21 protein-coding genes and 2 pseudogenes are annotated in these 24094 nt (G+C 64.9%); 12 read left to right on the plus strand and 11 right to left on the minus strand.

Annotated elements, in window-relative coordinates; all coding sequences use genetic code 11:
• Nucleotides 1–15 precede the first annotated feature (15 nt).
• From MKK62_RS16815 to MKK62_RS16825, 3 genes are all read right to left on the minus strand, one after another.
• Nucleotides 16–270, minus strand: coding sequence for a hypothetical protein (locus tag MKK62_RS16815; RefSeq protein ID WP_240258751.1), 255 nt, complete (start codon nt 268–270; stop codon nt 16–18).
• Between the two features lie 70 nt (nt 271–340).
• A complete protein-coding gene (locus tag MKK62_RS16820) occupies nt 341–1060 on the minus strand; it encodes a VldE C-terminal domain-containing protein (protein WP_434085097.1) in 720 nt (239 codons plus the stop codon).
• A 45-nt stretch (nt 1061–1105) separates the two neighbouring features.
• Nucleotides 1106–1495 carry a hypothetical protein gene (locus tag MKK62_RS16825; protein ID WP_240258749.1) on the minus strand — a complete coding sequence of 130 codons (390 nt, stop codon included), beginning with the start codon at nt 1493–1495 and terminating at the stop codon, nt 1106–1108.
• A gap of 209 nt (nt 1496–1704) precedes the next feature.
• Between MKK62_RS16825 and MKK62_RS16830 the strand changes: the two genes are divergently transcribed.
• On the plus strand, nt 1705–2907 hold the full coding sequence (locus MKK62_RS16830) for a cytochrome P450 (protein ID WP_240258748.1): 1203 nt from the start codon (nt 1705–1707) through the stop codon (nt 2905–2907).
• A 16-nt stretch (nt 2908–2923) separates the two neighbouring features.
• Here the strand turns inward: MKK62_RS16830 and MKK62_RS16835 are convergent, their stop codons facing one another.
• Nucleotides 2924–3532 carry a TetR/AcrR family transcriptional regulator gene (locus MKK62_RS16835; RefSeq protein WP_240258747.1) on the minus strand — a complete coding sequence of 203 codons (609 nt, stop codon included), beginning with the start codon at nt 3530–3532 and terminating at the stop codon, nt 2924–2926.
• 272 nt (nt 3533–3804) lie between these two features.
• On the opposite strand from MKK62_RS16835, the pseudogene MKK62_RS16840 reads away from it, so the two are divergent.
• Nucleotides 3805–3942: pseudogene (locus MKK62_RS16840) on the plus strand (aldehyde dehydrogenase family protein); the annotation flags it as partial.
• On the opposite strand, the gene MKK62_RS16845 reads toward MKK62_RS16840, so the two are convergent.
• Nucleotides 3939–4463: a hypothetical protein gene (locus MKK62_RS16845; protein WP_240258746.1), complete on the minus strand. Its 525-nt coding sequence runs from the start codon at nt 4461–4463 to the stop codon at nt 3939–3941. The pseudogene MKK62_RS16840 and the gene MKK62_RS16845 overlap by 4 nt on opposite strands.
• 103 nt (nt 4464–4566) lie before the next feature.
• Here MKK62_RS16845 and MKK62_RS16850 point away from each other — a divergent pair, with 103 nt between their 5' ends.
• A complete protein-coding gene (locus MKK62_RS16850) occupies nt 4567–6297 on the plus strand; it encodes an acyl-CoA dehydrogenase family protein (RefSeq protein ID WP_240258745.1) in 1731 nt (576 codons plus the stop codon).
• Nucleotides 6298–6469: 172 nt separating this feature from the next.
• On the opposite strand, the gene MKK62_RS16855 is transcribed toward MKK62_RS16850, so the two are convergent.
• Nucleotides 6470–7216: an SDR family oxidoreductase gene (locus MKK62_RS16855; protein ID WP_240258744.1), complete on the minus strand. Its 747-nt coding sequence runs from the start codon at nt 7214–7216 to the stop codon at nt 6470–6472.
• 149 nt (nt 7217–7365) lie between these two features.
• Here MKK62_RS16855 and MKK62_RS16860 point away from each other — a divergent pair, with 149 nt between their 5' ends.
• The 5 genes from MKK62_RS16860 to MKK62_RS16880 all read left to right on the plus strand — a co-directional run bounded on the left by MKK62_RS16860 (nt 7366) and on the right by MKK62_RS16880 (nt 13442).
• Nucleotides 7366–8241 carry a CATRA system-associated protein gene (locus MKK62_RS16860; RefSeq protein ID WP_240258743.1) on the plus strand — a complete coding sequence of 292 codons (876 nt, stop codon included), beginning with the start codon at nt 7366–7368 and terminating at the stop codon, nt 8239–8241.
• Between the two features lie 2 nt (nt 8242–8243).
• Nucleotides 8244–9731 (plus strand): CATRA conflict system CASPASE/TPR repeat-associated protein, encoded by a 1488-nt coding sequence (locus MKK62_RS16865; RefSeq protein ID WP_240258742.1) that lies wholly within the window; start codon nt 8244–8246, stop codon nt 9729–9731.
• Between the two features lie 14 nt (nt 9732–9745).
• Nucleotides 9746–10648, plus strand: a complete 903-nt coding sequence (locus MKK62_RS16870; RefSeq protein ID WP_240258741.1) for an NAD-dependent epimerase/dehydratase family protein — start codon at nt 9746–9748, stop codon at nt 10646–10648.
• A gap of 277 nt (nt 10649–10925) precedes the next feature.
• Nucleotides 10926–12023, plus strand: a complete 1098-nt coding sequence (locus tag MKK62_RS16875; RefSeq protein ID WP_240258740.1) for a ferredoxin reductase — start codon at nt 10926–10928, stop codon at nt 12021–12023.
• Between the two features lie 15 nt (nt 12024–12038).
• Nucleotides 12039–13442, plus strand: a complete 1404-nt coding sequence (locus MKK62_RS16880) for a fatty acid desaturase family protein (protein WP_240258739.1) — start codon at nt 12039–12041, stop codon at nt 13440–13442.
• Between the two features lie 16 nt (nt 13443–13458).
• Here MKK62_RS16880 and aceA read toward each other — a convergent pair whose 3' ends face one another.
• Nucleotides 13459–15771 carry an isocitrate lyase ICL2 gene (gene aceA / locus MKK62_RS16885; protein ID WP_240258738.1) on the minus strand — a complete coding sequence of 771 codons (2313 nt, stop codon included), beginning with the start codon at nt 15769–15771 and terminating at the stop codon, nt 13459–13461.
• Between the two features lie 264 nt (nt 15772–16035).
• On the opposite strand from aceA, the gene MKK62_RS16890 reads away from it, so the two are divergent.
• Nucleotides 16036–16986, plus strand: a complete 951-nt coding sequence (locus MKK62_RS16890) for an alpha/beta fold hydrolase (RefSeq protein WP_240258737.1) — start codon at nt 16036–16038, stop codon at nt 16984–16986.
• Here MKK62_RS16890 and MKK62_RS16895 read toward each other — a convergent pair.
• Entirely contained in the window at nt 16960–18327 is a 1368-nt protein-coding gene (locus MKK62_RS16895) for a flavin monoamine oxidase family protein (protein WP_240258736.1), read from the minus strand. The genes MKK62_RS16890 and MKK62_RS16895 overlap by 27 nt on opposite strands.
• 99 nt (nt 18328–18426) lie before the next feature.
• Between MKK62_RS16895 and MKK62_RS16900 the strand changes: the two genes are divergently transcribed.
• Nucleotides 18427–19425, plus strand: coding sequence for a TIGR03617 family F420-dependent LLM class oxidoreductase (locus MKK62_RS16900; protein ID WP_240258735.1), 999 nt, complete (start codon nt 18427–18429; stop codon nt 19423–19425).
• Here MKK62_RS16900 and MKK62_RS16905 read toward each other — a convergent pair.
• Nucleotides 19422–20537: an Rv3169 family protein gene (locus MKK62_RS16905; protein WP_240258734.1), complete on the minus strand. Its 1116-nt coding sequence runs from the start codon at nt 20535–20537 to the stop codon at nt 19422–19424. The genes MKK62_RS16900 and MKK62_RS16905 overlap by 4 nt on opposite strands.
• Nucleotides 20538–21674: a phosphotransferase family protein gene (locus MKK62_RS16910; RefSeq protein ID WP_240258733.1), complete on the minus strand. Its 1137-nt coding sequence runs from the start codon at nt 21672–21674 to the stop codon at nt 20538–20540.
• 44 nt (nt 21675–21718) lie between these two features.
• Here MKK62_RS16910 and MKK62_RS16915 point away from each other — a divergent pair, with 44 nt between their 5' ends.
• Complete coding sequence (locus MKK62_RS16915; RefSeq protein ID WP_240258732.1) at nt 21719–22339, plus strand: TetR/AcrR family transcriptional regulator; 621 nt, start codon at nt 21719–21721, stop codon at nt 22337–22339.
• A 13-nt stretch (nt 22340–22352) separates the two neighbouring features.
• Nucleotides 22353–22565 (plus strand): annotated as a pseudogene (locus MKK62_RS16920) (oxidoreductase); the annotation flags it as partial.
• Here the strand turns inward: MKK62_RS16920 and MKK62_RS16925 are convergent.
• Nucleotides 22562–23938, minus strand: a complete 1377-nt coding sequence (locus tag MKK62_RS16925; RefSeq protein WP_240258731.1) for a 13E12 repeat family protein — start codon at nt 23936–23938, stop codon at nt 22562–22564. The pseudogene MKK62_RS16920 and the gene MKK62_RS16925 overlap by 4 nt on opposite strands.
• Nucleotides 23939–24094: the final 156 nt, after the last annotated feature.

Here is a 24094-nt window from a genome sequence, read left to right on the forward strand (position 1 = left end):
GGTCTCCCAGGTGGCTCAGCCGCCGTATGTCGGGCCTTGCACGCCGTTGGTCCAGGTCGTGCTCTTGTTGCCGATGGTGCAGGTTTCCTGCAACTGCGCATCCTGCCCGAAGTGCGCGCTCACCTGGCTCTGGGTGTAAGTACCGCCTTGGGCTTTGCAGTGGTCCTCGATGTCAGTCTGTGCGTGAGCCAACGGTGCGGCCAGGATCATCGCCGCCGCCGGAATGCCGAAAGCCGCCACACGCAAGACGCGGAAGTCCGGACGTTTCATGTTTCTCCATTGCTCTGTGGAACTGACGGCGCCAGCTTACCGGCCGCGCAGCCGTTGTCGGGGTGGTCGATCAGGCCGGTGGCGTCGGTGTCATCGACCCGATCGAGTAGGTCTCGTGACCGGTCGGATAGCCACCACCGTCGGTCGCGATATGGACGTGGTCGTAGTGGTTGGCGGTCTCGTTGCCCATGTTCGCGGTCCAGCTCGGCTTGCCCACGCCGGGATAGATCTTTTGTCGCCAGATGATGTGGTCGATACCCCACCGTTTGGCGTTGGCCAGCGCGTACCCGGCGATCTGGTCGCCGAGCTCGATGCCTTCAGGGGAGTTGTGATTCGGGATCATCACGTCAATGGCCAGCCCGCTGGGGTGCCAGCGCAATGCGTCCTGGCGGTACCCGCCGATCGTGGTGATCTGGGGAAACAGCAGGCTGATGGCGCGGGCCGCCCAGATCGTCTTGACCTGTAGACCGTTCTCGGGAGCGACGCCGGCCGGCAGCGCGAACGTGAAACTTTGCGCCGCGACGGGCGCGTCGGCCGTCAGCGATTTCATCTCGGCAGGACTGGCCAGCCGCAGCGGCGGCGCCGGGGACGGCGGTGCGGTGGGCGACGGTTGTTGATGGGCGACCGGGCTGGCGCTGGGCGCCGCCGCGACCGGCTTGCGGTCACAGCACGGCGTCTCGGTGTTCTGGGCGTAGATCATCCCGGCGGCAACGGCGAGCGTCGCCCCGAAGGCTAACCAGCGGCCCCGTCCGTCGGTCGACCGGCTTGCACTCACGAGGTGCACCTTAATGCCTGGTCAGGCATTAAGTGTCAAATTCGGCCAGGCTTGTCGGGGTCAGTAAATGACCGGCGAAAATGCCGCCGAATTGCCGGTGCCCTGGCAACTCACGTCCACGGCGTAGTGCCCGCCGAGTTGCTGAAAGATGATCGTGATCGGCGGTGAGGGGTTCGGACCGTTGAGCGTCGTTTGGCGGATGTAGGGAAGTGCGGGCGTGCCCTGGACTCCCACCGCGTGATACTGGCAGACCTCGATAGCACCCGGCGGGTTTCGCAGGTCGGTAATGGTCGCGAAGATCGCCCCACCGCCCTCGCCGTAGCTGACCTGCATGCTGTTGTCGCTGTTGTAGAAGTAGGTCGGGTCGGTGGCGTGCGCGATCGCGGTGCTCGACAGTGACAGCACGACGGCCGCGGCGGCGGTCGCCGATGTCTTACCGATGGTGTTCATGCTGTGCCCTCACGTTTCCTTGGACGGACGCCTGATGACAGGTTAGATGGCCCGGCCGCTTTGCGGACGTCGCACCGGTGTACCCGCTTGGCGTTTGACTATTCGTGACTGCCGCCAACCCTTGACGGGCTTCGCACCTGCCTGCTAGACATGGCGTGCGCCCAGATTTGGGCGATCGCCCAAATTCGTCGACGGAGGCTGACGAATCGATGACTCTGACCAACGACACGGACGTCTACTACGACCCCTACGACGTCGGGATCAACACCGATCCGTATCCGACGTACGCCCGCCTGCGTGACGAGGCTCCGCTGTACTACAACGAGCAGTACGACTTCTGGGCCATCTCACGGCATTCAGACGTCGAGAAGGCCCTGTCAAACTGGGAGGTCTTCTCGAGCCGTCGCAGCGACATCCTTGAGCTGGTCAAGTCGACATTCGACATGCCGCGCGGAGTCATGATGTTTCAGGACCCGCCGGAGCACACAATGCTGCGCGGCCTGATGTCGCGGGTGTTCACGCCACGACGGATGGCCGAGATCGAGGACCGGATTCGGGCCTACTGCGTAGGATGCCTCGACCCGCTGGTCGGGTCGGACGGGTTCGACATCATCGCCGAACTCGCCTCGATGATGCCGATGCGCGTCATCGGAATGCTGCTGGGGATTCCGGAGTCCGAGCAGATTTCGGTGCGCGACGCCAACGACGCAAACCTGCGCACCAAGCCGGGCGCGCCGCTCAAGGTCGCTGACGCCGATTCCATTGCCGACGGCCGGATCTACGCCGACTACGTCGAATGGCGGTCGAAGAACCCATCCGACGATCTGATGACCACGCTGCTCAACGTCGAGTTCGACGACGAGAACGGCGTGCGCCGAAAGCTGACCCGCAAAGAGGTGCTGCACTACACCCAAGTGGTCGCGGGTGCCGGCAACGAGACGACCGGCCGGCTGATCGGGTGGCTGGCCAAGGTGCTGGCTGAGCATCCCGAGCAGCGCCGGGAGATCGAACAGGACCGATCGCTGTTGAACCGGACCGTCGACGAGACACTGCGCTTCGAGCCGACCGGACCGCACGTCGCCCGTTGGATGGCAAGCGATTTCGAGCTCTACGGCACCACCGTCCCGGCCGGTAGCGCGATGCTCTTGCTCTTCGGTGCCGCCAACCGCGACCCGCGCCGGTACACCGACCCGGGCATCTTCAACATCCACCGCGACAACATCTCGCACATCACGTTCGGCAAAGGCGTGCACTACTGCCTGGGCGCCAACCTGGCGCGGTTGGAGGGTCGCGTCGCGCTCGACGAGATGCTGAACCGCTGGCCGGAATGGGGCATCGACTACGACACAGCGCAACTCGCGTCGACGTCGACCGTGCGCGGTTGGGAGAAGCTCCGGATCGTGCTGTCCTGACCGGCCTTCGCCGAGACTAGCCGGCGCCGCGACGGCCCTTGGGTTCGGGCATCTCGAATTTGTCCAGGAATCGATGGACCAGAGCGATCGCCTCGTCGTGACCGCCGGCGGTGCCGAGTCCTTGCTCGAGGATCAGCGAGCGGCCGATCGCGGCGATGATCACGGCGAGCGCCGCCGGCGGGTACTGATCGGTGTCGAGGTCGTGCTCGCGGACAACGAAATTCAGCGCGGTGATCTGTTGCTCGCGCCAGCGCTCCGACCATGTCGCGATCTCGGCGCGAATTTCTTTGCGGTGGTTGGCAAGTCCCATGAACTCTAGGAGCAGGCGAGTGTCCTTGGGCGCGGTGAGGGTATCCCAGAACGCGTGCAGCGGGCGGTCGGAGGCAAGTGCCTTCTGTTGGCGATCCAGATAGACCGTCGCGCCGACCCGGAAGACCGCCAAATACAGATCGTCCATGGTGGGGAAGTAGTAGTGCACCAAGGCAGGTTTGACGCCCGCCTGCGCGGCGACCCGGCGCGAGGTGGCTGCGGCGTAACCCTCCTCGACCATGATCTGGCTGGTAGCGGCGATCAGCAGGTCGCGCGTCGTGGAGTCGCGAGCCTTTGGTCGCGCGGATGCGGTCATGTTGTCTCCAGATATTGCCGGCGTCCAGACCAATTGAGCGACCGCCCAACAGGCGTGCCATAGTCGCACTGTCTGCGCACCCTGGTCAAGCCATGTGGGTGCGCCGCTCGTCCGCCGTCCGTTGTCGGCTTTCGCGTTTCGCGCTCCGCACTGATGGCGAGCAGGAGGCCGACGGAGCCTGACCGTGATCGACACCGGGCGATAGGGATGTCTGGTTTGGGCGGTCGCTCAGGAACGTGGATTTGACTGGTGCAGACGGCGGTCGTGACCGGTTCGGCGTCAACGAGGGCTAGACCATGGATCCCGCAGCGCCCTTCGGCGGCGTCAAGAACAGCGGTTATGGCCGCAAGCTCGGCGTCGAGGGCATCGACAGCTATACGGTCAGCCAGTTGATTTCGGTTGCGGGCTAATGCTTTCCGCCGACCTCGGCGGGCAGCGGCGGTGGCAACGGTTTCGTCGGACTGGGACTGGCCACGGCCGACGGACTCGGTGCGGCCGCCGGCGTCTGCTGAACCGGCCCGGTCTTGGGCCCGTGGAACGACGTCATCGGTTCGCGGCGGATCACCCCGTTGGCGTCGCTGACCACCAGCGCGCTCGATGTCACCGTGTAGGTGACCCCGTCCTGCTTGGCGACGTAGCTGCCGTCCGCGGACTCGGTTGCCGATGCGACCAGTTTCGCGCCGTCACTGATCCGGACGCCGTGATAGCCGAGTTGGCCGGCCGGGCTTTTACAGATCGCCACGCGCGATTCGGCGGTGCTCCCGAAGGCGACTGCGGTGTTGGGCGAGGTGCAACGCGCGCTGGAGTCAACGAAGCCGAGGGCATCGGTGGCCGGGTCGGCAACGGCCAGCGGTGTGCCGATCGCGACCAGCGTCCAGCACGCCGCCGCGGCGACGGCGATACGTCGAGTGCAAGGCAGGTAAGAGGACATAAGTCTCCACGGCACCATCGGCGACCGAGAAGATCCCGCACCCACGCCGCACGATCACGGAATCGTTAGCTTCTCGAGATGTACAAAGCTAGATTCGACGCCCATGGGACTGCTTTTCGATCCGAACACCTACGACCCCGCGCACTTCGATGCCGAAACCAAACGCCAGCTACGTGCGGTGATCGACTGGTTCGAGGGTCGAGGGAAGGCCAGGCTGCTGCGCGACGACCTCGAGGCGACCTGGGTGTCGGACTTCTTGGACTTCATCAAGCAGGAAAAGATCTTCGCGACCTTCCTGACGCCGTCGGAGTACAGCGGCGGTGACCCCAACAAACGGTGGGACACTTCCCGTAACGCCGCACTGAGCGAGATCTTCGGGTTCTACGGGCTGTCCTATTGGTATGCCGAACAGGTGACGATCCTCGGTCTGGGGCCGATCTGGCAGAGCGACAACATCAAGGCCAAGGAGCGGGCAGCCGCGCAGCTCGAGGCCGGCGGAGTGATGGCCTTCGCGCTTTCGGAACGCGAGCACGGCGCCGACATCTACAACACCGACCTCTTGCTGACCCCCGCCAAACCCGACGACGACGACGGAGTGGTCTTCCGTGCGTCGGGGGAGAAGTACTACATCGGCAACGGCAACGTCGCAGGCATGGTGTCGGTGTTCTCCCGCCGTACCGACATCGACGGGGCCGACGGCTACGTCTGGTTCGTCGCCGACAGCGCCCACGAGAACTACGAATTGATCGGCAACGTCGTGCACGGCCAGATGTTCGTCAGCAACTTCCGGCTCAACGACTACCCGGTGCACGAAGAAGACATTCTGTGCACCGGGCCAGAAGCATTCTCGGCCGCGCTGAACACCGTCAACGTCGGCAAATTCAACCTGTGCTCCGGCTCGATCGGCATGTGCGAGCACGCGTTCTACGAGGCGATCACGCACGCCAACAACCGCATCCTGTACGGCAACCCGGTCACCGACTTCCCGCACGTGCGCGCCAGCTTCGTCGAGGCCTATGCCCGCATCATCGCGATGAAGCTGTTCAGCGATCGGGCCATCGACTACTTCCGTAGCGCGAGCCTCGACGATCGGCGCTACTTGCTGTTCAACCCGGTGACCAAGTCGAAGGTGACGTCCGAGGGCGAGACCGTGGTGACGCTGTGGTGGGATGTATTGGCCGCCAAGGGTTTCGAGAAGAACACCTACTTCTGCGAAGTGGCGCGACTGATCGGCGCGCTGCCGCGACTGGAAGGCACTGTCCACGTCAATGTGGCGCAGATCCTGAAATTCATGCCCAACTTCATGTTGAACCCGGCGGAATATCCCGAGATCGGCACCCGCAACGATCCCGCCGATGACACGTTCTTCTGGGCGCAAGGCCCGGCCCGCGGCGCGTCGAAGGTTCAATTCGCCGACTGGACAAGGGTTTACGAGCAGCACGCTCAGATTCCGAACGTTGGCGTTTTCTACCAACAGGCGCGTGCGCTCAAAGCCTTGCTGCTGACCGCCGCGCCGGACCCCGAACAGATGAAAGACCTCGACTTCCTGCTCGTGGTCGGCCACCTGTTCACACTGGTGGTGTACGGGCAGTTGATCCTTGAGCAAGCGGATCTGATCGGGCTCGAATCCGATCTGCTGGATCAGATTTTCGAAGTCCAGATTCGCGACTTCTCGCAATACGCCGTCGCTCTGCACGGCAAGGCGAGTGCTAATTCGGCGCAACAGGATTGGGCGCTAGGCGCCGTACGCAGGCCCGTGACCGACTCCGCACGGTTCGACCGGGTGTGGGAGCAGGTCCGGGCCTACGACGGCGCCTACGAGATGCGGCCTTAAGGGCCCTACCTGTCAGGCCGACCCGCTGCGCCCGGCTGCGCCGTGCTTGCGATCGGCCCGGGCTGTCAGGCCGACCCGCTGCGCCCGGCTGCGCCGTGCTTGCGATCGGCCCGGGCTGTTAGGCCGACCCGCTGCGCCCGGCTGCGCCGTGCTTGCGATCGGCCCGGGCTGGTCAGGCGAAGGGAACGTCGTCGGGTGCCGCCCGGCGCGCGGCCAGCAGCGCCCGGGCCGGGTCGCCGATCGGAATCCGCAGGGGTAATTCCGGCTTCTCCGCGGCATCGGCGATCTCGCTGGCCACCTGCTGCGGGGTGATGATCGAGCGACGCACGTCTTCGTCACCCTTCAGGTGGGCGTAAGGGTCATCGGGCAGCGTGTAGCTCGTGACGTTGTCGAGTGCTCCGGAACTCACCGCGCCCGGTTCAAGCAAGCTGGGCTGAATCCCGAACGGCGCCACCTCGATCGCGAGGGCTTCGACAAGCGCTTCGAGCGCCCACTTGGTCGCTGCGTAGGCGGCGCCGGTCGGCAATACGACGCGCCCGAGGACGCTGGACATGAACAGCAGCTTGCCATCGCCGCGCGCACGCATCCCGGGCAGCGCGGCCTGCGCTACGCGCAGGGCGCCCACAGTGTTGACGCTGAACAACCGCTGCAATTCCTCGAGTGGAATGGCCTCGACCGCGGCGTAGAAGATCTCAGCCGGGTTGACGATGACGATGTCTACGTCGCCGGCGGCTTCGAACGCGGCTCGCACGCTGGCGTCGTCAGTGACGTCGAGGGACAGCCGTTGGGCCACGTCGAGCCCGTCCAACGAAGCGGGATTGCGCGCGGTGCCGATGACGCGGTGACCGCGCCGGATGAATTCTTCGGTGATTGCGCGGCCGATACCGCGGCCTGCTCCGGTGACAAGGACGGTGGACATGGGGTGGCTCCTTCAGCGTCGGGGTGCTTACAGCGATTGTAAACCGACCGGTGTACTTCCTTGTTCCCGGTTAGCGGAGATTCCCGGAGACAAACGTCCGCTGGTGCTTTTCACGTGTGGACACCAGAGCTCGGACGTAATATCCCGCCATGGCAGGAGGCTTGCCGCCCGATTTGGTTGAACAGACTGCCTTGACGCTGAGCAGCGTCAGTAGAGTCACTCTGCCGCCTGAGCGTTGGCCGGCCGTCGAACGTGCGTTGTCGGCCGTCGACCATGCCGTCGACACCGACAATGCGGACGCGCTGGGATATGCACTCGACGAGCTCCACCGAATCGGTCTGAGTCCGCCGATTCTCGACGATGATTGCCCGACCGGCGCTTCTCCGGTCGTCGACCCACCGCAGCCCGGCGGCGCCCCACCGCCTTTCATGGGCTACCCGCCGCAAGCCTCCGGCCACGGCGCTCCGCCGCCCTCGATGAGCTACCCGCCGCAGCAGCCGTCCACGGACTACGGTGGTCCGCCGCCAACGAACTACCTGCCGCAAGCCGCCGGCTACGGCGCCCCGCCGTCGATGGGGTATCCGCAATCGACCGCGTCGCGCTCAACCCGGCGCTGGATCTGGCTGGGTGGCGGAGTCCTAGCCATCGCATTGCTCCTGGCATTCGGGATCTTGAGCCTGATGACTTCGACGCACAACGCGGCGGGTCCCGCTACCCGGGCTCCGTCGCCGTCACGGTCCGCCGCACCTACCTCGGTGACCTCCACCGACACGCCGACCCAGGCTGGCGGGGGAACGGGCGTTTTCGTTGCTGTCGGTCTACTTGCCGTTGCGGGGGCGGTGATCGCTGTCGTCATTGTGCTGATGCGTCGGCGATCTCGCACGGCCTACCCGCCGCCCATGCACCTCGCGGCTGAGCCAATTGCGCGGCCGGAGCGCCTCGCCGCCACCTTTGCGCCCAATGAGCTTGTTGAGCTTGCCAATCGAACTGTCGACCGGCTCGTCGACAAGGGCGGCCGAAGGTGACAGTGGCAATCACCGATCCGGCGTTGCATGTGCTGATCTTCGTCCGGCTTAAGCCTGAAAAATATTATGGCTCCGAGGGTTTGGCGGCCGCATGGGAGGCTGCGGAGAAGTTGGGCATCTCGGAACCCATCGACCCCGACATCCCGACCGATTTACCGGACGAGGTGTCGAGCGAGGATGTGTTCTTTCGCGTCGTTGCCGGGAAGGCCGGCTCCGAAGGATGTGACAGCGCGATAGCGTTCAACGCCCATGATGTGGCGGGGATCGTCATTCGGCTGCACCCGACACTGTCGGCCAGCGGCACAGGTGATGGCTGGGTCGGCCTGTCCGAAAGCTGGCGCAACGCTTTCGATCCCGACGAATACGACGACGTGATGGGCTGTGTCGAGTTGTTCTTCGGTAGCACAACGGGATCGGCGTCGGAACTGCCTGGCGCGCCCGAGTCGACCATCCGCGACGTCCTCACCGTCCACGGCGGATCAGGGTTCGAGTCATCGGCTCTGGTGGAGCCGGGAGTCGCGTTGTGGATCAAGGAGTTTCGATGGGGCTCGCGAGCTGTCGTGATCGCCGTCGACTCCGCCGCTGCCACCGCGCAGTCGTGGTGTTCGATCAGCAGCGCCCGGGACGACGCTGGACAGCTGGTGCGCTACTTCATGCACGCCAGCAAGCTTCGGTACGAGGCGACCGTGTTCAGGCAGGACATCGACGAGCTGCGTCGGCAGGAGCGGGCGTTGGACGACGGTCTTGCCGAGTTGTTCGCACTGCACCAGCGCTTCGAGGCTACGGGCGCTGCGGCCGACGAACTCATCGACGCCCAAAGCCGACTGGGACGAGCGCAGGGTGATGCGGCCGGACTGCTGATCTCGATCACCCACCTCCGAGACTTGCGACAGACCGTAGAAATCGCCGCGCACAACTTGCGCGCCAACCAGCCGGCGCAGATCGACAGCGCCGTGAACGAGCTATCGCTTTTCGGCCGCGAGCTGAAACTCGCCGAATGGCTAGACAACCAAGCCGGTCACGAGATCGCGTACTTGCAGTCCTGTCGCGAACGGGTCGGTGAGGCGCAGAAGCTGACCGAACTGCGCCTCCAGCAGCTGTCGGCAGCCAATGCTCGAACAGCGAACTGGCTCAGTGTGTTACAGACCAGCCTGCTGGCCGCGCCGCTGGGGGCGCTGAGCGTAGCGAGCACCTTGGGGACGCACTTCACGGCGCCGAGGACGGTCTGCGCGGCGGTGATGGCGCTCGTCGGCTCGATGACCCTGCTGGCGCCGCTGCTCGCCTTCCGGTGGATCCACGGCTATCGCTGGCCGGAGATCGCCGCGGTCGCGGTGATCGGTGGATGCGTTGGCTGGGTTGTCGCGGTTGTGGTATCCGCTGCCGCGCCGCTGACAATCGTTTTCGCCGCAGCGATTCTCGGTGCGACGCTACTGGGAGCGGTCGCTGTTTTGACCAATGGGCGCAACCGTACGAGTTCGCCATCGGCTTGACAGAGGAGAAGTTCATGCATGGCTCGAAAATCCTGATCACCGGTCCGACCGGTCAGGTTGCGGTTCCCATCGCGAAGGCCCTGGCGGCCGACAATGAAGTGTGGGGAATCGCTCGCTTCACCAATGGCGCGGCTCGTGCAGACCTGGAGGACGCGGGTGTGCATTGTGAGAAGGTCAACCTGGCCGCCGGCGAATTCGACGTTTTGCCAACCGATTTCGATTATGTTCTCAACCTCGCCGTGGCCAAGAGTGGCGACTGGGACAAGGACCTCGGTGCTAATGCCGAGTCGGTAGGCCTGCTGATGGCGCACTGCCGCGCCGCCAAGGCATTCCTGCACTGTTCGTCGGCCGCCGTCTACGACCCCCCGGATGACGAGCCGCGAACCGAGCGATCGGCGTTGGGCGACAACCACAAGCCGCTGTTCCCGACCTATTCGATCTCCAAGATTGCCGGCGAGGTGGTTGCCCGCAGCATGGCTCGCGCCCTCGGCATTCCGACCGTTATTGCCCGACTCAACGTCCCCTACGGGGACAACGGGGGATGGCCGTTCTACCACATGGAGATGATGCTGGCCGGCATCCCGATCCCGGTGCCCGCCGGAGTTCCGGCCAGCTACAACCCCATTCACGAAGAAGACATCATCGCGACGATCCCGAAGCTGCTGGCTGCCGCGTCGGTGCCTGCGGTCACCGTCAACTGGTGCGGAGACCAGACCGTCAGCCTGCAGGACTGGTGCCGTTATCTGGGCGCCCTCGTCGGTAAGGAACCCGTGTTCGAAGAAAGCCCGCAAGCACTGCGCGGCAACCCGACTGATGCGTCCCGGATGCACGAGCTGGTCGGCGCCAGCGCCGTCGACTGGCGGGACGGACTTCGCCGGATGGCGGCGAAGTTCCATCCCGAACTGGTCGGCACGTGACCGACGCCGTCCACGGAGGGTTCGCCTCTCCCGTGGCCGGCGCTAATTTACTCACGTCAAACGGAATTCGTCGCGTGCCTGAGGTTTGCCCGCGGCGAATATCGGGCACGTCCCTGTCTAGTGCAGCGGAGCCTCGCTCCCGAAGTTCGACAATGCACTTACCGTGAACGCTCGTTCGCTAGTTTTTCTGTGGCGTTAATTGACGTCGCTGCTGTAAAACGGGTATTTTCAGCAATCAGCACTTGATATGGGTGCACATCTGTGTACTGTGAAACGCATGGCTGAACGGGGAGCAGAGCCGCAGGTCCCACGCGGACGCCGGTTGTTTCTGCGCGCTGTCCGCCTGTTGTTCAAACCGCTAGAGCCCGACGATTACCTCGAGATGATCAACCCGCTCTGGACGACGAAGGAGCTACGCGGAGAAGTCGAGCGTGTCGAGCCGCAGGGATCCGAAGCCGCCAGCGTGCTGATCAAACCGGGCTATGAGTGGCCAGGTCACAAGCCCGGTCAATATGTGCGCCTCGGCGTCGTCATCGACGGTGTGTATCACTGGCGTGCATATTCGCTCACCTCCGACCCGGTGCCCGAGGACGGTCTGATCAGCGTCACACCCAAGAAAGTCGACGGCGGTGTGGTGTCGCCCTACCTGGTCGAGCAGATCCGGCCCGGCGAGATCGTGCGACTCGGCGAAATCGAGGGAGTATTTACCCTTCCGGATCCGCTACCTGCCAAAATGTTGTTCATCAGCGCCGGCAGCGGTATCACGCCGATCATGAGCATGCTGCGCAGTCTGGATCATCGCGGGGAGCTCGGCGACGTCGTGCACATCCATTCCGCGCGCACCCGCGAGCAGGTGATGTTTCTGCCCGTTCTCGAAGACATCAATAGCCGGCACGAGCATATGCGGCTGGACATCCGGCTCACCGGGGATCGCGGCAGGCTCGAGCCCGGCGACCTGGATGACGAGTGTCCGGATTGGCGTGAGCGCGAAGCGTTCTGCTCGGGTCCGGAGGAGATGCTGGACGCACTCGTCGAGCACTGGGAGAAAAACGGCGACCCGGACCGCCTGCACTTCGAGCGCTTCCAGCCGAAGATCGGCGGGGGCGCCGGCGACGGCGAGGGCGGCGAAGTCCACTTCCTCAAAAGCGACAAAACCGTCGAATGTGACGGCGGCACATCCATTTTGCAAGCCGGCGAGGACGCAGGCCTGGAGCTTGCGTTCGGTTGCCGAATCGGGATCTGTCACACGTGCGTAGGCACGGTGAAGGCCGGCAAGCTGCGCGACCTGCGCTCGGGTGAGGTCACCGAACCCACCGAGCAGGAAGTGCGGATCTGTATCAACGCCGCCGAAGGCAACGTCGAACTCGAACTCTGATCGATAGGAACACTCATGACGTCAACTCTGCAAGCTACCCAGACCCCATTCGCCCATCTCGGAGAACAAGAGCGCGAAAAACTGGGCAAGGAACTGGACGCGATTCACGACGAAGTGTTCGCGGACCTCGGCGACCGTGATCGCGCGTACATCAAGAGAGTCATCACGGTTCAGCGCCAGATCGTGGTCGCGGGCCGGATCTTGTTGTTGGGCTCGCGATCCAAGACAGCGTGGCTTCTGGGAACCGCATGTCTGGGCATGGCCAAGATCTTGGAGAACATGGAGATCGGGCACAATGTCATGCACGGCCAATGGGATTGGATGAATGACCCCGCCATTCACTCATCGGTCTGGGACTGGGATACCGCCTCTAGTGCGGAGTCGTGGAAGCACTCACACAACTTCATTCATCACACCTATACCAACATTCGCGGCAAAGACAAAGATCTCGGCTACGAAATCATGCGGATCGATCCCCACCAGAAGTGGGAGCCGAGGTTTCTCGGCCAACCGCTCTATAACCTGCTCCTCACGTTGCTTTTCGAATGGGGCGTGGCGGTCCACGACATGGACATCGAGGCGATACGGGCCCACGAGAAGCCGTGGTCTGAGGTCCGCAAGGACTTGAAAGACATTGGCGTCAAGGCGCGTTCGCAGATCAAGAAGGACTATCTCGGATGGCCGACGATCAGCGCAGGTGCCTTCGCGCTGGCCCAGTTGGCCTTACGTGGCCGGCTCGATCAGCCGGCGACCTCCCGAATCGGCCGGCGGTTGCGCCGCGTATCGAGCAAGGGACGGCTAGGTGCGACCGCGGACTTCCTCGACCGGGTCGCCCCGGGCGTGGAAAGCACGTTCCTGCGCACTCTGGGCGCCAATGCGCTGGCCAACATCATCCGCAATGTGTGGGCACACGCCATCATCTTCTGCGGGCATTTCCCCGACCAGACCTACACTTTCAGCCAGGAGGAAGTCGAGAACGAAACACGCGCCGAGTGGTATCTGCGGCAGTTGGTCGGCGCGGCCAACATCGACGGCAGCCCACTGTTTCACGTCATCAGCGGCAACCTCGGTTACCAAGTCGAGCACCATCTATATCCGGACATGCCGTCGAGCCGGTACTCCGAGATCGCACCCAAGATCAAGGACATCTGCGAGCGTTACGAGCTGCCTTACAACAGCGGACGCTTCTCGAGGCAATGGTTCACGGTGCACCGCACTATATTTCGCCTGGCCTTTCCCGGCGGGAAGCCCCGACCGAAGCCGGGGCCCTATCGCGCCGAGAAGCGTCCCGTTCCTCGCCACGAGTCGAGTGAGGCGAGCAAGTTCCGCGAACGAGTCCCGGCCGAACACCCAGCGTCGGGTCCCGAGCACAAGGGCGGCGGCGTCGAGGTGAAGCCGCCTCCGCGCACCGATCACTGATCGGCTTTGGTCGCGGCTAATCCTGCTTGGCGATCAGCTTTTTCAGCGCCTCGCGATCTGGGGACAGCAGCTCGTCAATGCGCTGCTGGTTCACGTCGGCGACGATGATCTCGCCGACTTCCTGATACACGTTGCTGAAAATGCCGTGCGACTTCATCTTCTCGGTCTGGTAGATGTTGTCCTCGGTCGGCGTCACGTAGTACACGATCTCGGGCTTGAACCGGTGGATCAGCCACAGATGGATGACGTCCATCAGTCGCTTCTGGCGCATCTTCTCGGCGAACGTGTTCTGATCGCGCACCGTGAGGATGTTGCGTCCATGCCGATCCTTAATCGGGTCGACGACCACATTGGCCAGCGGCTCGTCGGCGTCGTCGCCGTAGATGCCGAGGTCGAGGACGTCGGAGCCGGCCCGTCGGGGACGCAGTCGCACCGTCAGTGTCTCGCCGATCTTGTAGTGGTCACCCCACAGCGCCAGCCACTCTTCCAGCAGCTTCTTTGGCACCTCGGTCTGCACCAGGTGCTGGTGCTGGGTGGACCCTTCGCCCATCGCCTTCGTGGTCGCGGTCCGACCTGACGACGCGGCGAGCGCGGCATCGCTGCGCGGGCCGCCGACGAGCGTTTGCGGTGTGCGATAAGGAGATTCGACCAGACGCATCTTGCGCTGCAGGCGGGCCAAGGCGAGCATGCCCTCCTGGCGCAGCGACGTAGCGAACTCCTCGGAGGCCACACCGTCGATCTGGTGACCGCCGTAGGTGATGAAGTTGAAGACGAAGCCCATCTTGCCGAGTTCCTCGGGGAACGCCCGCATCTCGTCGTCGGTCATGCCGGTGGTGTCCCAGTTAAACGATGGCGAGAGGTTGTAGGCCAGCATCTGGTCCGGGTAGACCGCGTGGATCGCCTCGGCGAACTCGCGCGCGTCGACCAGATCGGCTGTCTTGGTCTCCATCCACAACAGGTCGGCAAAGGGAGCTGCCGCAAGCGATTTGGCGATCGCATAGGGAATGCCGCCGCGAATCTGGTAGTAGCCCTCGGGCGTCTTGGCCAGCTCACAGTCCCATGCGACGTTGAGGCCCAATTCCTTCGCCTTCTGCTGTGCGGTGAAGAGCGGAGCGCGTTGCGCGAACGCGCGCCACTCGTCGGCGCTCATGTCGCTTGATTCGCCGTCACTCTCATTGAATTCGAGGAGTTCGGCGACCGCTTCGCCGTAGGTCATCAAGCCCGCGTCGAGCTGCCAGGCGTCGACGAACTTCGACTCGATCTCGTCGAACACCGCGTCGATCGACTGTTGAGCATGGTCGGGTGACGCCGCCGCCTTCGAGATCAAGGCGACGATGCCAGCTCGCTCCAGCCACGAATCGGCCGCCGCATACTGCTCCTCGGGAAGTGCGTAGAGCAGGTGCCCGTTGAGCTCTTTGAAGCCGGATTCGTAGAAGCGGCGGACCATCGCCAGGAAGCACGCCTTGTACGACGGAATCTTGAGATTCGTGGTGCCCAACAGGAAGGGCTGATCGCGCTCGTCGGCGCGGCTGTCGAGCAGGTTGGCCGCCTCCGCGTCGGTACGGGCCACGATGATGCCCGGCACACCCATGATGTCGAGCTGGAAACGCGCCGTGTTGAGCCGCTTGATCTGCTCGTCCGACGGCACCAAGACCTTGCCGCCCTGGTGACCACACTTCTTGGTGCCCGGTCGCTGGTCTTCGATGTGGTAACCCGGCACGCCTGCCTCGACGAACCGCTTGATCAGGTTCCGCACGTGTGGATCGCCGCCGTGGCCGGTGTCAGCGTCGGCGATGATGAACGGCCGATAGTCGACCGCCGGCGTGCGTTGGCGCTGTTCGTCGCTCATCCGCAGGCGCAGGTACTGCTGGTTGCGGTCGGCGGTCAGCAGCGCGCGGACCAAGCCGGCCGCCTCGTCGGGCACCTGGCTGAGCGGGTAACTCGCCAGGTCGGGACCCGGGTCCTCGCTGCTCGAGCCTTTGGCCGAGGTCGCCCAGCCACCGAGGTAGATCCCCTCGATGCCCATCCGCTTCATCGTCACGGCCTGGCCGGGGGAGTACGGGCCGAAGGTGGTGATGCTCTTCTTCTGGGCGAACAGCTCACGTAGCCGCGGATAAAACGCCTCGGCAGCCTCCCGTGCCACGATGTAGTCCGACGGGATGGTGCCGCGTTGCTCGACGACCTGGCGGGCGGAGTACAGGCGAGTTATCCCTTCGAAGCGAGGGCTGCTCATGTAGGCCTGCGTCGCGGCCACATCGCTCTCGAAGGTTCGCTGCGAATCCTGCTCGGACGAGGTATGCGTCGCTGCATCCGCCTCGATGGTGCTCATGTTCTCTCCGCTCCTCGGTTGCCGATTTGCCTGCTGATGTGAGTCTATGGCGGTCGCACACCACGACGTTTCAAAATCGGATGTCTACCGCGCGATAGCAGCGGGCATACCGCTGGGGACACCTCGTTAAACCCTGGACGACAAACCGCAGCGAAGCAGCCGCTCGGGAAAAATGTCGCCAGGGTCAGTTTCGACAGACATCAGCGGTGCGCCTCGGATACGCTCTCCGGGCGGGGCGACGTCGCCGCGCATGACGGGAGCGCCATGAGTTCTCTGCGAACGGCACGTGCGCGGCAATCCCTGCCCGTAGCTTTGCCCCCGAGCCGCACCGTGCCGGTACGATCCGCCGACGGAACCCGATTGCACACCGAAGTTTTCGGGCCCGAGGACGGTTATCCAATCGTGCTTGCGCACGGCATCACCTGCGCGATCCGAGTGTGGGCCTATCAGATTGCCGATCTCGCGACGGAATATCGCGTGATCGCGTTCGACCATCGCGGGCATGGTCGCAGCGGACGCCCGCGCCGCGGTGGGTACAGCCTGAGCCATTTGGCCGCCGATGTCGACGCGGTCCTCGACGCCACGCTGAGGCCAGGTGAGCGTGCCGTCGTCGCGGGCCATTCGATGGGTGGCATGGCGATCGCAGCATGGTCGGACCACTATCGGCACCGTGTTCGGTCGCGCGCGGACGCCGTGGCGCTGATCAACACCACCACCGGTGACTTGCTTCGCGAGGTGCGCCTGCTGTCGGTGCCGCCGGCGCTGGCGGCGGCCCGGATCTTCGGTGGGCGGACGCTAATCAACCTCTTCGGTTCGTTCGTGGTGCCGCCCGGGGTGGGTCGGCTCAGCCGCGAAATAGTGTCGATGCTGGCCGTCGGTGCCGACGCGGACCGCGCGGTCGGGTCACTGATCTACGAGTTGTTCAACGCCACCTCGCCCGGCGGGCGGGGCGGCTGCGGAAAGGCGCTCGTCGGTGCGATGGGCCGGCGACACATCGACCTCACCGGATTGACGGTGCCGACGCTGGTCATCGGCAGCCAACGGGATCGTCTGACGCCGATGATCCAGTCCCGCCGAATCGCGGCCGCCGCACCGAATTTGGTTGGGCTGGTGGAATTACCCGGTGGTCACTGCTCGATGCTGGAGCGGCCGCGGGAGATCAACCGCGAACTGAGGGCACTAGCCGAGTCAGTGGCTCTGCGGCACGCCCTGTAGCCGTACCGCGACTTCGCCGGCGGCGCGTTGTCCAGAACGGACCGCGCCGTCGAGAAAGCCGGTCCACTCGTCGGCGGTCTCGGTACCCGCCCAGTGAATGGGCCCGACCGGGCGCCGCAGCAGCGGCCCGAAGCGGGTCCAGGTGCCCGGTGGCACCGCGGCGGTGGGACCTCCGGGCGCGAACTCTTCTGCACCCCAACGGTGGTCGACGTAGTCGATCGGGGTGAGCGCCTCGTCGCCGAACAATGCCGCGAAGCACTCCAGCGCCCGTTCGCGACGCTGGCCGGCCGGTAGCGCGTCGAAGCTGCGGGAATCGACGAAGCCGAGCAGGATTCCGGGCCCGCCCGGGTCGGGGCTGACGTCGAAGGTGATGAACACCGGGCCCTGGTCGGACAGCGATTCGCCGGAGAACCCTTTGGCGCGCCAGAACGGCGTGGGGTAGGCGACGTAGGCCTTGCTGAGTCGACCCTGAGGCCAGTGGATGGGCAATTGGCCGTGTTCGGCAGGCAGCGCCGGGCTGAATTCGATGCGGCTCCAATGCTCCGGCGGTACGGCGACGATCACGAATTTCGCCTCCGCGGAGCCTTTTTCGCTGACCACTGTTACACAGCCGCCGTCGTGTTCGATGCGTCGGACCGCTGCCTGGAGCACCACTCGGTCGCCGAGATCGGCCGCCGCGGCATTGGCGATGGACTGCGTGCCTGCCGCAAATCGGTCCTGCTGCGCGCCATTTTCGACGTCGAGCATTCGATCCAGCCCGCCGGCCGCGCGGACATAGCGGGCGGCGTGCAGCATGGACACGTCGTCGGGTTCGCAACCCCAGGTCACCCGGGCCATGATCGCCAACAGATCTCGGGTCGTGGCGCCGGCCCGCACCGACCGTAGCCACTGGCCCAGCGACTGGCCATCCAACGCGGCCGCGCGGCGGGCCGTCCACGGCTCACCCAGCGGCACGGTCCGGGCGATGCGCTCGAATTGCCAACGCACGCGGGCGAGATCGAGGAGGCCGCTCAGGGACAGCCGCGGGATGGTGCCGCTATACGAGCGCACCGCGCCTCGCCAGCGAATCAGGTTGGCGCCGTCGTGGTATGTCGGAACGGTTGTGATGCCCAGATCGGCGGCCAATTTCAGCACCGCGTCCTGCGTCGGGCCCACGAAGGTGCCGCCCATGTCGACCGGGATGCCGGCGATGTGGCCGGTATACGACCGTCCGCCAACCCGATCACGGCCTTCCAGCACCAGCACGTCGTGTCCGAGTCGGCTCAACTCACGGGCGGCGGAGAGGCCGGCGAAGCCGGCTCCGACCACCACGACGTCGGCCGTCCAGGTCGCATCAGACATGCCCCTCAGTCAACCCCATTGCGGCTGGGTAATCTCGCATTCGATGGCCTCACTCTTTCTCGGGTGGTTGGACCGCCCGCATCGTCGCAAGGCGGCACCGTGAAAGTGTTCACAGCGTTGTACGGCCTCGCCGACGCAGCCGAGCGCGCTCGGGAGCTTCGCGATGCGGGGGCCGCCGGGGTCGCTACGTTCGAGGGCCCACACGACGTGTTCGCGCCGCTGACGCTGGCGGCCACCGTGCCCAACCTTCAACTGATGACCAACGTGGCTATTGCGTTCCCGCGCAACCCTATTCATCTGGCCCATCAGGCCAACGACCACCAGCTACTCAGCTCGGGGCGGTTCATCCTCGGCCTCGGAACCCAGATCCGCGCGCAGATCGAGAAGCGGTTCGGCGCCGACTTCGACAAGCCGGTGGCCCGGATGACCGAATTCATCGCCGCGCTGCGGGCGATCTTCGCCGCCTGGAATTCCGGCGAGCGGCTGGACTTCCGAGGCGACTACTACCGCCACACATTGATGACCCCGACGTTTGATCCCGGCCCGAATCCGTTCGGCCCGCCGCCCATCTACGTCGGCGCGCTGGGGCCCCGGCTGACCCGCGCCGTCGCGCAGCATGCCGACGGTCTACTCGTGATGCCATTCGGCTCCAAGCGTTTTCTGCATGACCACACAATGCCGATCGTGCGCGACGGTCTGGCAGCGGCGGGGCGTCAAACCGCAGAGTTGACGGTGCTGCCCGAAATCATCATCTCGTCCGGCGAGACCGAGGCCGAGATCGAAGCGGCGCACGCCCGAACGCGTGCGTTGCTGGCGTTCTACGGGTCGACGCCGGCGTATCGGCCGGTGTTGGCCGCGCACGGCTGGCAGGACCTGCAACCCGAACTCAACGCGCTGTCCAAGCAGGGCCGCTGGGCGGAGATGGGCGGGCTGATCACCGACGAGATGCTGCACACCATCGCCGCCTGCGGCATACCCGCCGATGTGGGCCGTCACGTTCGCGACCGTGTCGGCGACGTCGCCGACACGGTCTGCCTCTATCAGGCGGCGCCGATCGGCCTGCCGACGCTGGCGGCGATCATCGACGAATTGCGTTAGGGCGCAACGGTCAGCCAGTCCTTGAAGCCGGACGGATCGTGGCGCCCAAGTGCGCCGTGCTCGTAAAGACCCCAGCCTTCGACCGGATCACCGTCGCCGTCGCGACAGAGCGCGCGACCGACATGGTCGATGACACCGAAGCCGGACCGGCCGATGATCACGGGGTCGTTCATGTCGTAGGTGAGGCGCTCGATGAACTTCTCGCCCTTCCACATGCCGTGTAACCAGTCCGAGTCGCCGCCGTAGCCGCCGCCGACGTGGATAGGGACCGGGAGTTTGGATTCGACGTCGAAGTGCACCGGCGTGCCGTCTGGTCTCGTCGCATCGATCGTCGCGCCGGTCGGGATGCGGGTTCCCGAGCGGTAGTGGATCTTGACCCGCGGCCAGCCGAGTTGTTCCACGCGGCCGTCGCGCCAGATCCTCGTGCAGTCGTTGAGCGAGCGAAAACCGTCGGGCGCCTCCTGGATGATCAGCACGATCGCGAAGTCCTTGAACGCGATCGGCACGTAGAGCCACCACATGCCTTCGAACGGCGGGTCGGCGGGCCGGCCCGCAGGCTCGGGCTCACCGATCGGCCGGATGCCCCAAGACCTGTCGCGGCTGCCGATCCACGTCGCTGGATCGACCGGAATCTCATTGCCGTCTATGATGATTCGCCCGCTCCAGCTGCCGAGCTGAGCAAAGCGCTGCGCGTCCAGGGTGACCCGGTTGCCGGAGCGCATCAGGTGCGGCTGCTCTTGGACCACGTCGAACAGGCCCTCCCAGGTGAGATCGGCTGCGATTCCTTCGGTTTCGTCGAGGGTGATGCGCAGCGTGTGCAGGGGGTCGATGACCTCGACGCGGTAGCCGTTGACGTGCTGGTGCAGCCGGTCCTGATCGATGGCGTCGGACAGGTGCACCGCGGTCTGGGTGTCACCGCGCCGGATGAGCAGGAAGGCGTCTTTCACCCCGAGATTCGGGTAGTAGCCGATGCCGCTGATGACGAAAATGTCTCCGGTGCGGTCGTGGGCGTTGAAGTAGGAGCGGTCGTAGAAGTTGCGGTCGGAGGAACCCGGCCATGCGATCGGCTGCGGAACCTGGTGTACCGGGAATTCGTCGAGTGGGCCCAGCATTTACTGATCCTCTCCGATAAGACGCCTCAGCAATCCAGCGTGGTAGAACAACGATTCGACGTCCTCGGGTCTCTCCATCTCGCCGAAATGCACCCGGCGGGCACCGGTGCGCATGAACACGCACGCCCACATCACTCCGGAGTACACGTAGAACCAGTGCAGATCACCGATCTCGACACCGGTGAGCCGTTGATAGGTGTCGCGGACGTCTTCTTCACGCATCACAGCGGGCAGGCCGTCCAACGTCGCGAGGCCGGCGAGTTCTTGAAAGACCATGTGGGCGAAGATCATCCATGCGACGTCGAGCTCGCGAGGGCCCAGCGTGACCATTTCCCAGTCCAGCACTGCCACCGGCTGGAAGTCGCGATACAGCACGTTGCCAACCCGCGCGTCGCCCCACAGCAGCACGGGTTGGGTCGCGTCCGCGTCCTGCGGCCAGTTGTCCTCGAGCCAGGTGAACGTACGCTCGAGTAGGGGTGAGCGGCCGATATCGGGCACCGCGAAGTCGTACCAGGACCGGACCCAGTTGGCGTGCCTGCGCAGGGCGGTATCGCCCTCCTGGCCGTCGGCCAGAAATCCAAACGTCTTCTCGGCGTCCGGAATTGAGTGCAGGGACGCCAACACCGACACCGTCGCGTCCTGCAGCTCGCGCTGGCGCTTCGCGGGGGCGTCGGCGAACCAGTTGCCGCCGAAGGTGTACGGCATCACGTCGGGAGGTACGTCACCCTCGACATAGTCCATCAGGAAAAATGGCGTGCCCAGGACGTCGCCGCTGGGTTCCAGCCAGCGCACCCGCGGCACCGGGACATCGGTCAGTTCGCCGACGCTGCGGATGACGTCGAATTGGTGGTCGAGTCGGTAGGTCGGGAACACCTGCACGTCTTCCGGGGCGGGCGCCACCCGGGCCACAAATTTCTGGCTGACGGGCTTGCCGTCCTCGGTCCAGGACGCGGTGAGAATGATGGTCTCCGACGACATGCCGGTCGAGTCCACGCCGCTTTCGACGGTGACGTCAGGTATCACGCCGCCGGGCAGCACCGTCGACAACCACTTCGACATGACCGCCGGCAACGTCGTGACGTCGCGGCTGGAGCGCTGGAGCTTGTCGACTTGGTCGAGCACGGGTTCATGTGGCATAGGGTCCTCTTCGCTGAGGCAATTACGATACGGTGGGTAGCGTTATGAAAGCAGACCCGTCCATGGTTGACAAGGCCGCCGGCGCCGGAAGGCCCCGGGACCCGCGCATCGACGCTGCCATATTGACGGCGACCGCGGATCTGCTTGTCCAAATTGGATATTCGAATCTGACGCTGGCCGCGGTCGCGGAGCGGGCCGGAACGACCAAGACCGCGCTGTATCGGCGGTGGTCGAGCAAGGCCGAGTTGGTACACGAAGCGGCATTCCCGGTGGCGCCCACCGCGCTCGTCGGCCCGACCCGAGGGATGGCAGAAGATCTCCGGGCGATGATCGCGGCCGCGCGCGATGTCTTCACCACCCCGGTAGTGCGTGCAGCCCTGCCCGGACTGGTCGCCGACATGAGCGCCGATTCCGAGTTGAATGCTCGGGTGATGGCGCGGTTCGCGGATCTGTTCGCCGCGGTCCAGACGCGCCTCAGCGAAGCGGTCGAGCGCGGTGAGGTGCATCCAGACGTCGACCCCGACCGGTTGATCGAGTTGATCGGCGGCTCGACGTTGTTGCGGATGCTGCTCAGGCCCGAGCAGCCACTCGACGACGACTGGGTGGAGCAGACGACGGCCATCCTCGTGCACGGGGTGACCCGCGAGGGAGGGTCGGTCCGATGACAGGCGGATCCAGCACAACATTGCTGTCATCGCACTGTCGCCTTCCAAAGCGATTATGACGCCGGGGCTTTCGTATTACGCGCGTGAATTCGCCGAGGCGTCGACAGCGCAAGAGTTCGCGCGTGCGGCGGCGGAGCTGGCTTTGGTGGATCCCACGGTGGTGACCGGGCGGACTATCGGTCACCTGCAGGTGCTCGACGGCAGCTTTAGCGCCTTCCCCGGTTAAGCGGCATCTTCGTCGGGCGGGTCGGGGTCTGCCAGCAGTTCCTCTGGATGATGGGCGTGGTTGATTTCCGGCGGGCCGGTGCCATCGGTCCAGCCCAGGCGACCCGTGTCAGTGACAACCGTGCGCGCTTCACCGCGGCTGACCATCCCATGGTCCGACCCGCACAGAAAGTAGAGTGCGTCCGCGTCGGTACGCCCGCCATGCGCCCAGTCGTCGTCTGCATGGTGAACTTCGCAGCGGTAGCCCGCTTCAAGACAATTCGGACGCGTACAGCCGCGGTCGCGGGCGTAACAGATCAGCCGTTGATCGTGCGTCGCGATGCGTTTTTGGCGGCCCAGGTACAGAGGACGTTCGGTGTGGTTGTCGAACACGGCGAGGTAATGGATTGCGTCGGCTGCCATGCGGATTAGGTCTCGCATCGGCAGACGGGATCCGCCACCGGTGCGGGCAGGTGCCGGCATCGGCAGCGAAGCGTCGACGGCCGCATGCGCGGCCTGGTCGAGTTCGGCAAGCGTGGTGGTGACGACCACCGTGACCGGATGGCCGCGGTGTACACCGAGGCCGCCCGATGCGATCGCGGTCTTGAGTCCGAGTTTGAGCGCGTCGTGGCAGCGTTGGCCCGCACTGCGGGTATCGCGCGAGGCGTCGTCCGGTTGGTGACGGCCCGGCCGCACGGCGGCCTCGACCGCCTCGAAGTACGCGCGTGCCTCCGGGTCGAGCAGACCGGACAATCGCGACATCCCGTCTGGCCCCTGAGGACCGAGGCGCAAGCCTCGACGGCGGGCGCGATCCTCGTCGCTGAACAGGCCGTCGGGATTTAAATAGTCGGCAATGCGCTGGCCGAGTTTCACCACGATGCCCGCGTCGACCTCGGCCGCGTGCTCGACCAGCGTGCGCTCGGCGGCTTGCACGTCGACGGGTGAAACGCACGCCGGCAAGACATCGACGGCTCGGCACACGGCGCGGATGTGATCCTCGCCCATAAGTCCCTTCTCGACGGCAGCCGCGAGCTCTGGCAACTCCGGCTGCAACGTCTCGCCGGTCAATGACCTGCGCGGCCGGATTCGAGCCGCAAGCTTGAACCGCCGCGTGATTTCGCCGGGCGTGATGCGCAATCGCTGCCAGAGCTGAGATCGTGCCGCCGCGACAGCGCCGGCTTCGTCCGGCGGGTCCGCGATCTCGGCGAAAATCCGGTACATCAGGCCCCGGTTGACGCGCTCCTGAGCTTCCAGCCGCGCTGCGACTTCTACGCGAAACCTGTTGCCTGCGAGGGTCGACGGAGTCGCCCGCAGCGCGTCGTACGCAGCGTCGACGGCATCGAGAGCGGAGATGATCCGCTCCCGTGCCTCATCGGCGCCGATCGCTGAAGCCATAACTCGAGGCTACGAATGCACCCGACAATGCCGGCCGCGTGGCACTCGGGAAACCACGGTCTGTGGATGAACTTCCGACTGTGGATAACTGCGCCGGATAACTGCGCCGGGGTTAGGCGACGATATTTATAGGCCGCACAGTGCCGTGCTGCGCGG

This window comes from Mycobacterium paraterrae (genome assembly GCF_022430545.2).
Taxonomy (GTDB): Bacteria; Actinomycetota; Actinomycetes; order Mycobacteriales; family Mycobacteriaceae; genus Mycobacterium; species Mycobacterium paraterrae.

Excerpts from the sequence above, each read along its gene's own strand:
- MKK62_RS16815 (WP_240258751.1), bottom strand. The coding sequence starts at position 270 with ATGAAACGTCCGGACTTCCGCGTCTTGCGTGTGGCGGCTTTCGGCATT.
- MKK62_RS16825 (WP_240258749.1), bottom strand. The coding sequence starts at position 1,495 with ATGAACACCATCGGTAAGACATCGGCGACCGCCGCCGCGGCCGTCGTG.
- MKK62_RS16830 (WP_240258748.1), top strand. The coding sequence starts at position 1,705 with ATGACTCTGACCAACGACACGGACGTCTACTACGACCCCTACGACGTC.
- MKK62_RS16835 (WP_240258747.1), bottom strand. The coding sequence starts at position 3,532 with ATGACCGCATCCGCGCGACCAAAGGCTCGCGACTCCACGACGCGCGAC.
- MKK62_RS16845 (WP_240258746.1), bottom strand. The coding sequence starts at position 4,463 with ATGTCCTCTTACCTGCCTTGCACTCGACGTATCGCCGTCGCCGCGGCG.
- MKK62_RS16850 (WP_240258745.1), top strand. The coding sequence starts at position 4,567 with ATGGGACTGCTTTTCGATCCGAACACCTACGACCCCGCGCACTTCGAT.
- MKK62_RS16855 (WP_240258744.1), bottom strand. The coding sequence starts at position 7,216 with ATGTCCACCGTCCTTGTCACCGGAGCAGGCCGCGGTATCGGCCGCGCA.
- MKK62_RS16860 (WP_240258743.1), top strand. The coding sequence starts at position 7,366 with ATGGCAGGAGGCTTGCCGCCCGATTTGGTTGAACAGACTGCCTTGACG.
- MKK62_RS16870 (WP_240258741.1), top strand. The coding sequence starts at position 9,746 with ATGCATGGCTCGAAAATCCTGATCACCGGTCCGACCGGTCAGGTTGCG.
- MKK62_RS16875 (WP_240258740.1), top strand. The coding sequence starts at position 10,926 with ATGGCTGAACGGGGAGCAGAGCCGCAGGTCCCACGCGGACGCCGGTTG.
- MKK62_RS16880 (WP_240258739.1), top strand. The coding sequence starts at position 12,039 with ATGACGTCAACTCTGCAAGCTACCCAGACCCCATTCGCCCATCTCGGA.
- aceA (WP_240258738.1), bottom strand. The coding sequence starts at position 15,771 with ATGAGCACCATCGAGGCGGATGCAGCGACGCATACCTCGTCCGAGCAG.
- MKK62_RS16890 (WP_240258737.1), top strand. The coding sequence starts at position 16,036 with ATGAGTTCTCTGCGAACGGCACGTGCGCGGCAATCCCTGCCCGTAGCT.
- MKK62_RS16895 (WP_240258736.1), bottom strand. The coding sequence starts at position 18,327 with ATGTCTGATGCGACCTGGACGGCCGACGTCGTGGTGGTCGGAGCCGGC.
- MKK62_RS16905 (WP_240258734.1), bottom strand. The coding sequence starts at position 20,537 with ATGCTGGGCCCACTCGACGAATTCCCGGTACACCAGGTTCCGCAGCCG.
- MKK62_RS16910 (WP_240258733.1), bottom strand. The coding sequence starts at position 21,674 with ATGCCACATGAACCCGTGCTCGACCAAGTCGACAAGCTCCAGCGCTCC.
- MKK62_RS16915 (WP_240258732.1), top strand. The coding sequence starts at position 21,719 with ATGAAAGCAGACCCGTCCATGGTTGACAAGGCCGCCGGCGCCGGAAGG.
- MKK62_RS16925 (WP_240258731.1), bottom strand. The coding sequence starts at position 23,938 with ATGGCTTCAGCGATCGGCGCCGATGAGGCACGGGAGCGGATCATCTCC.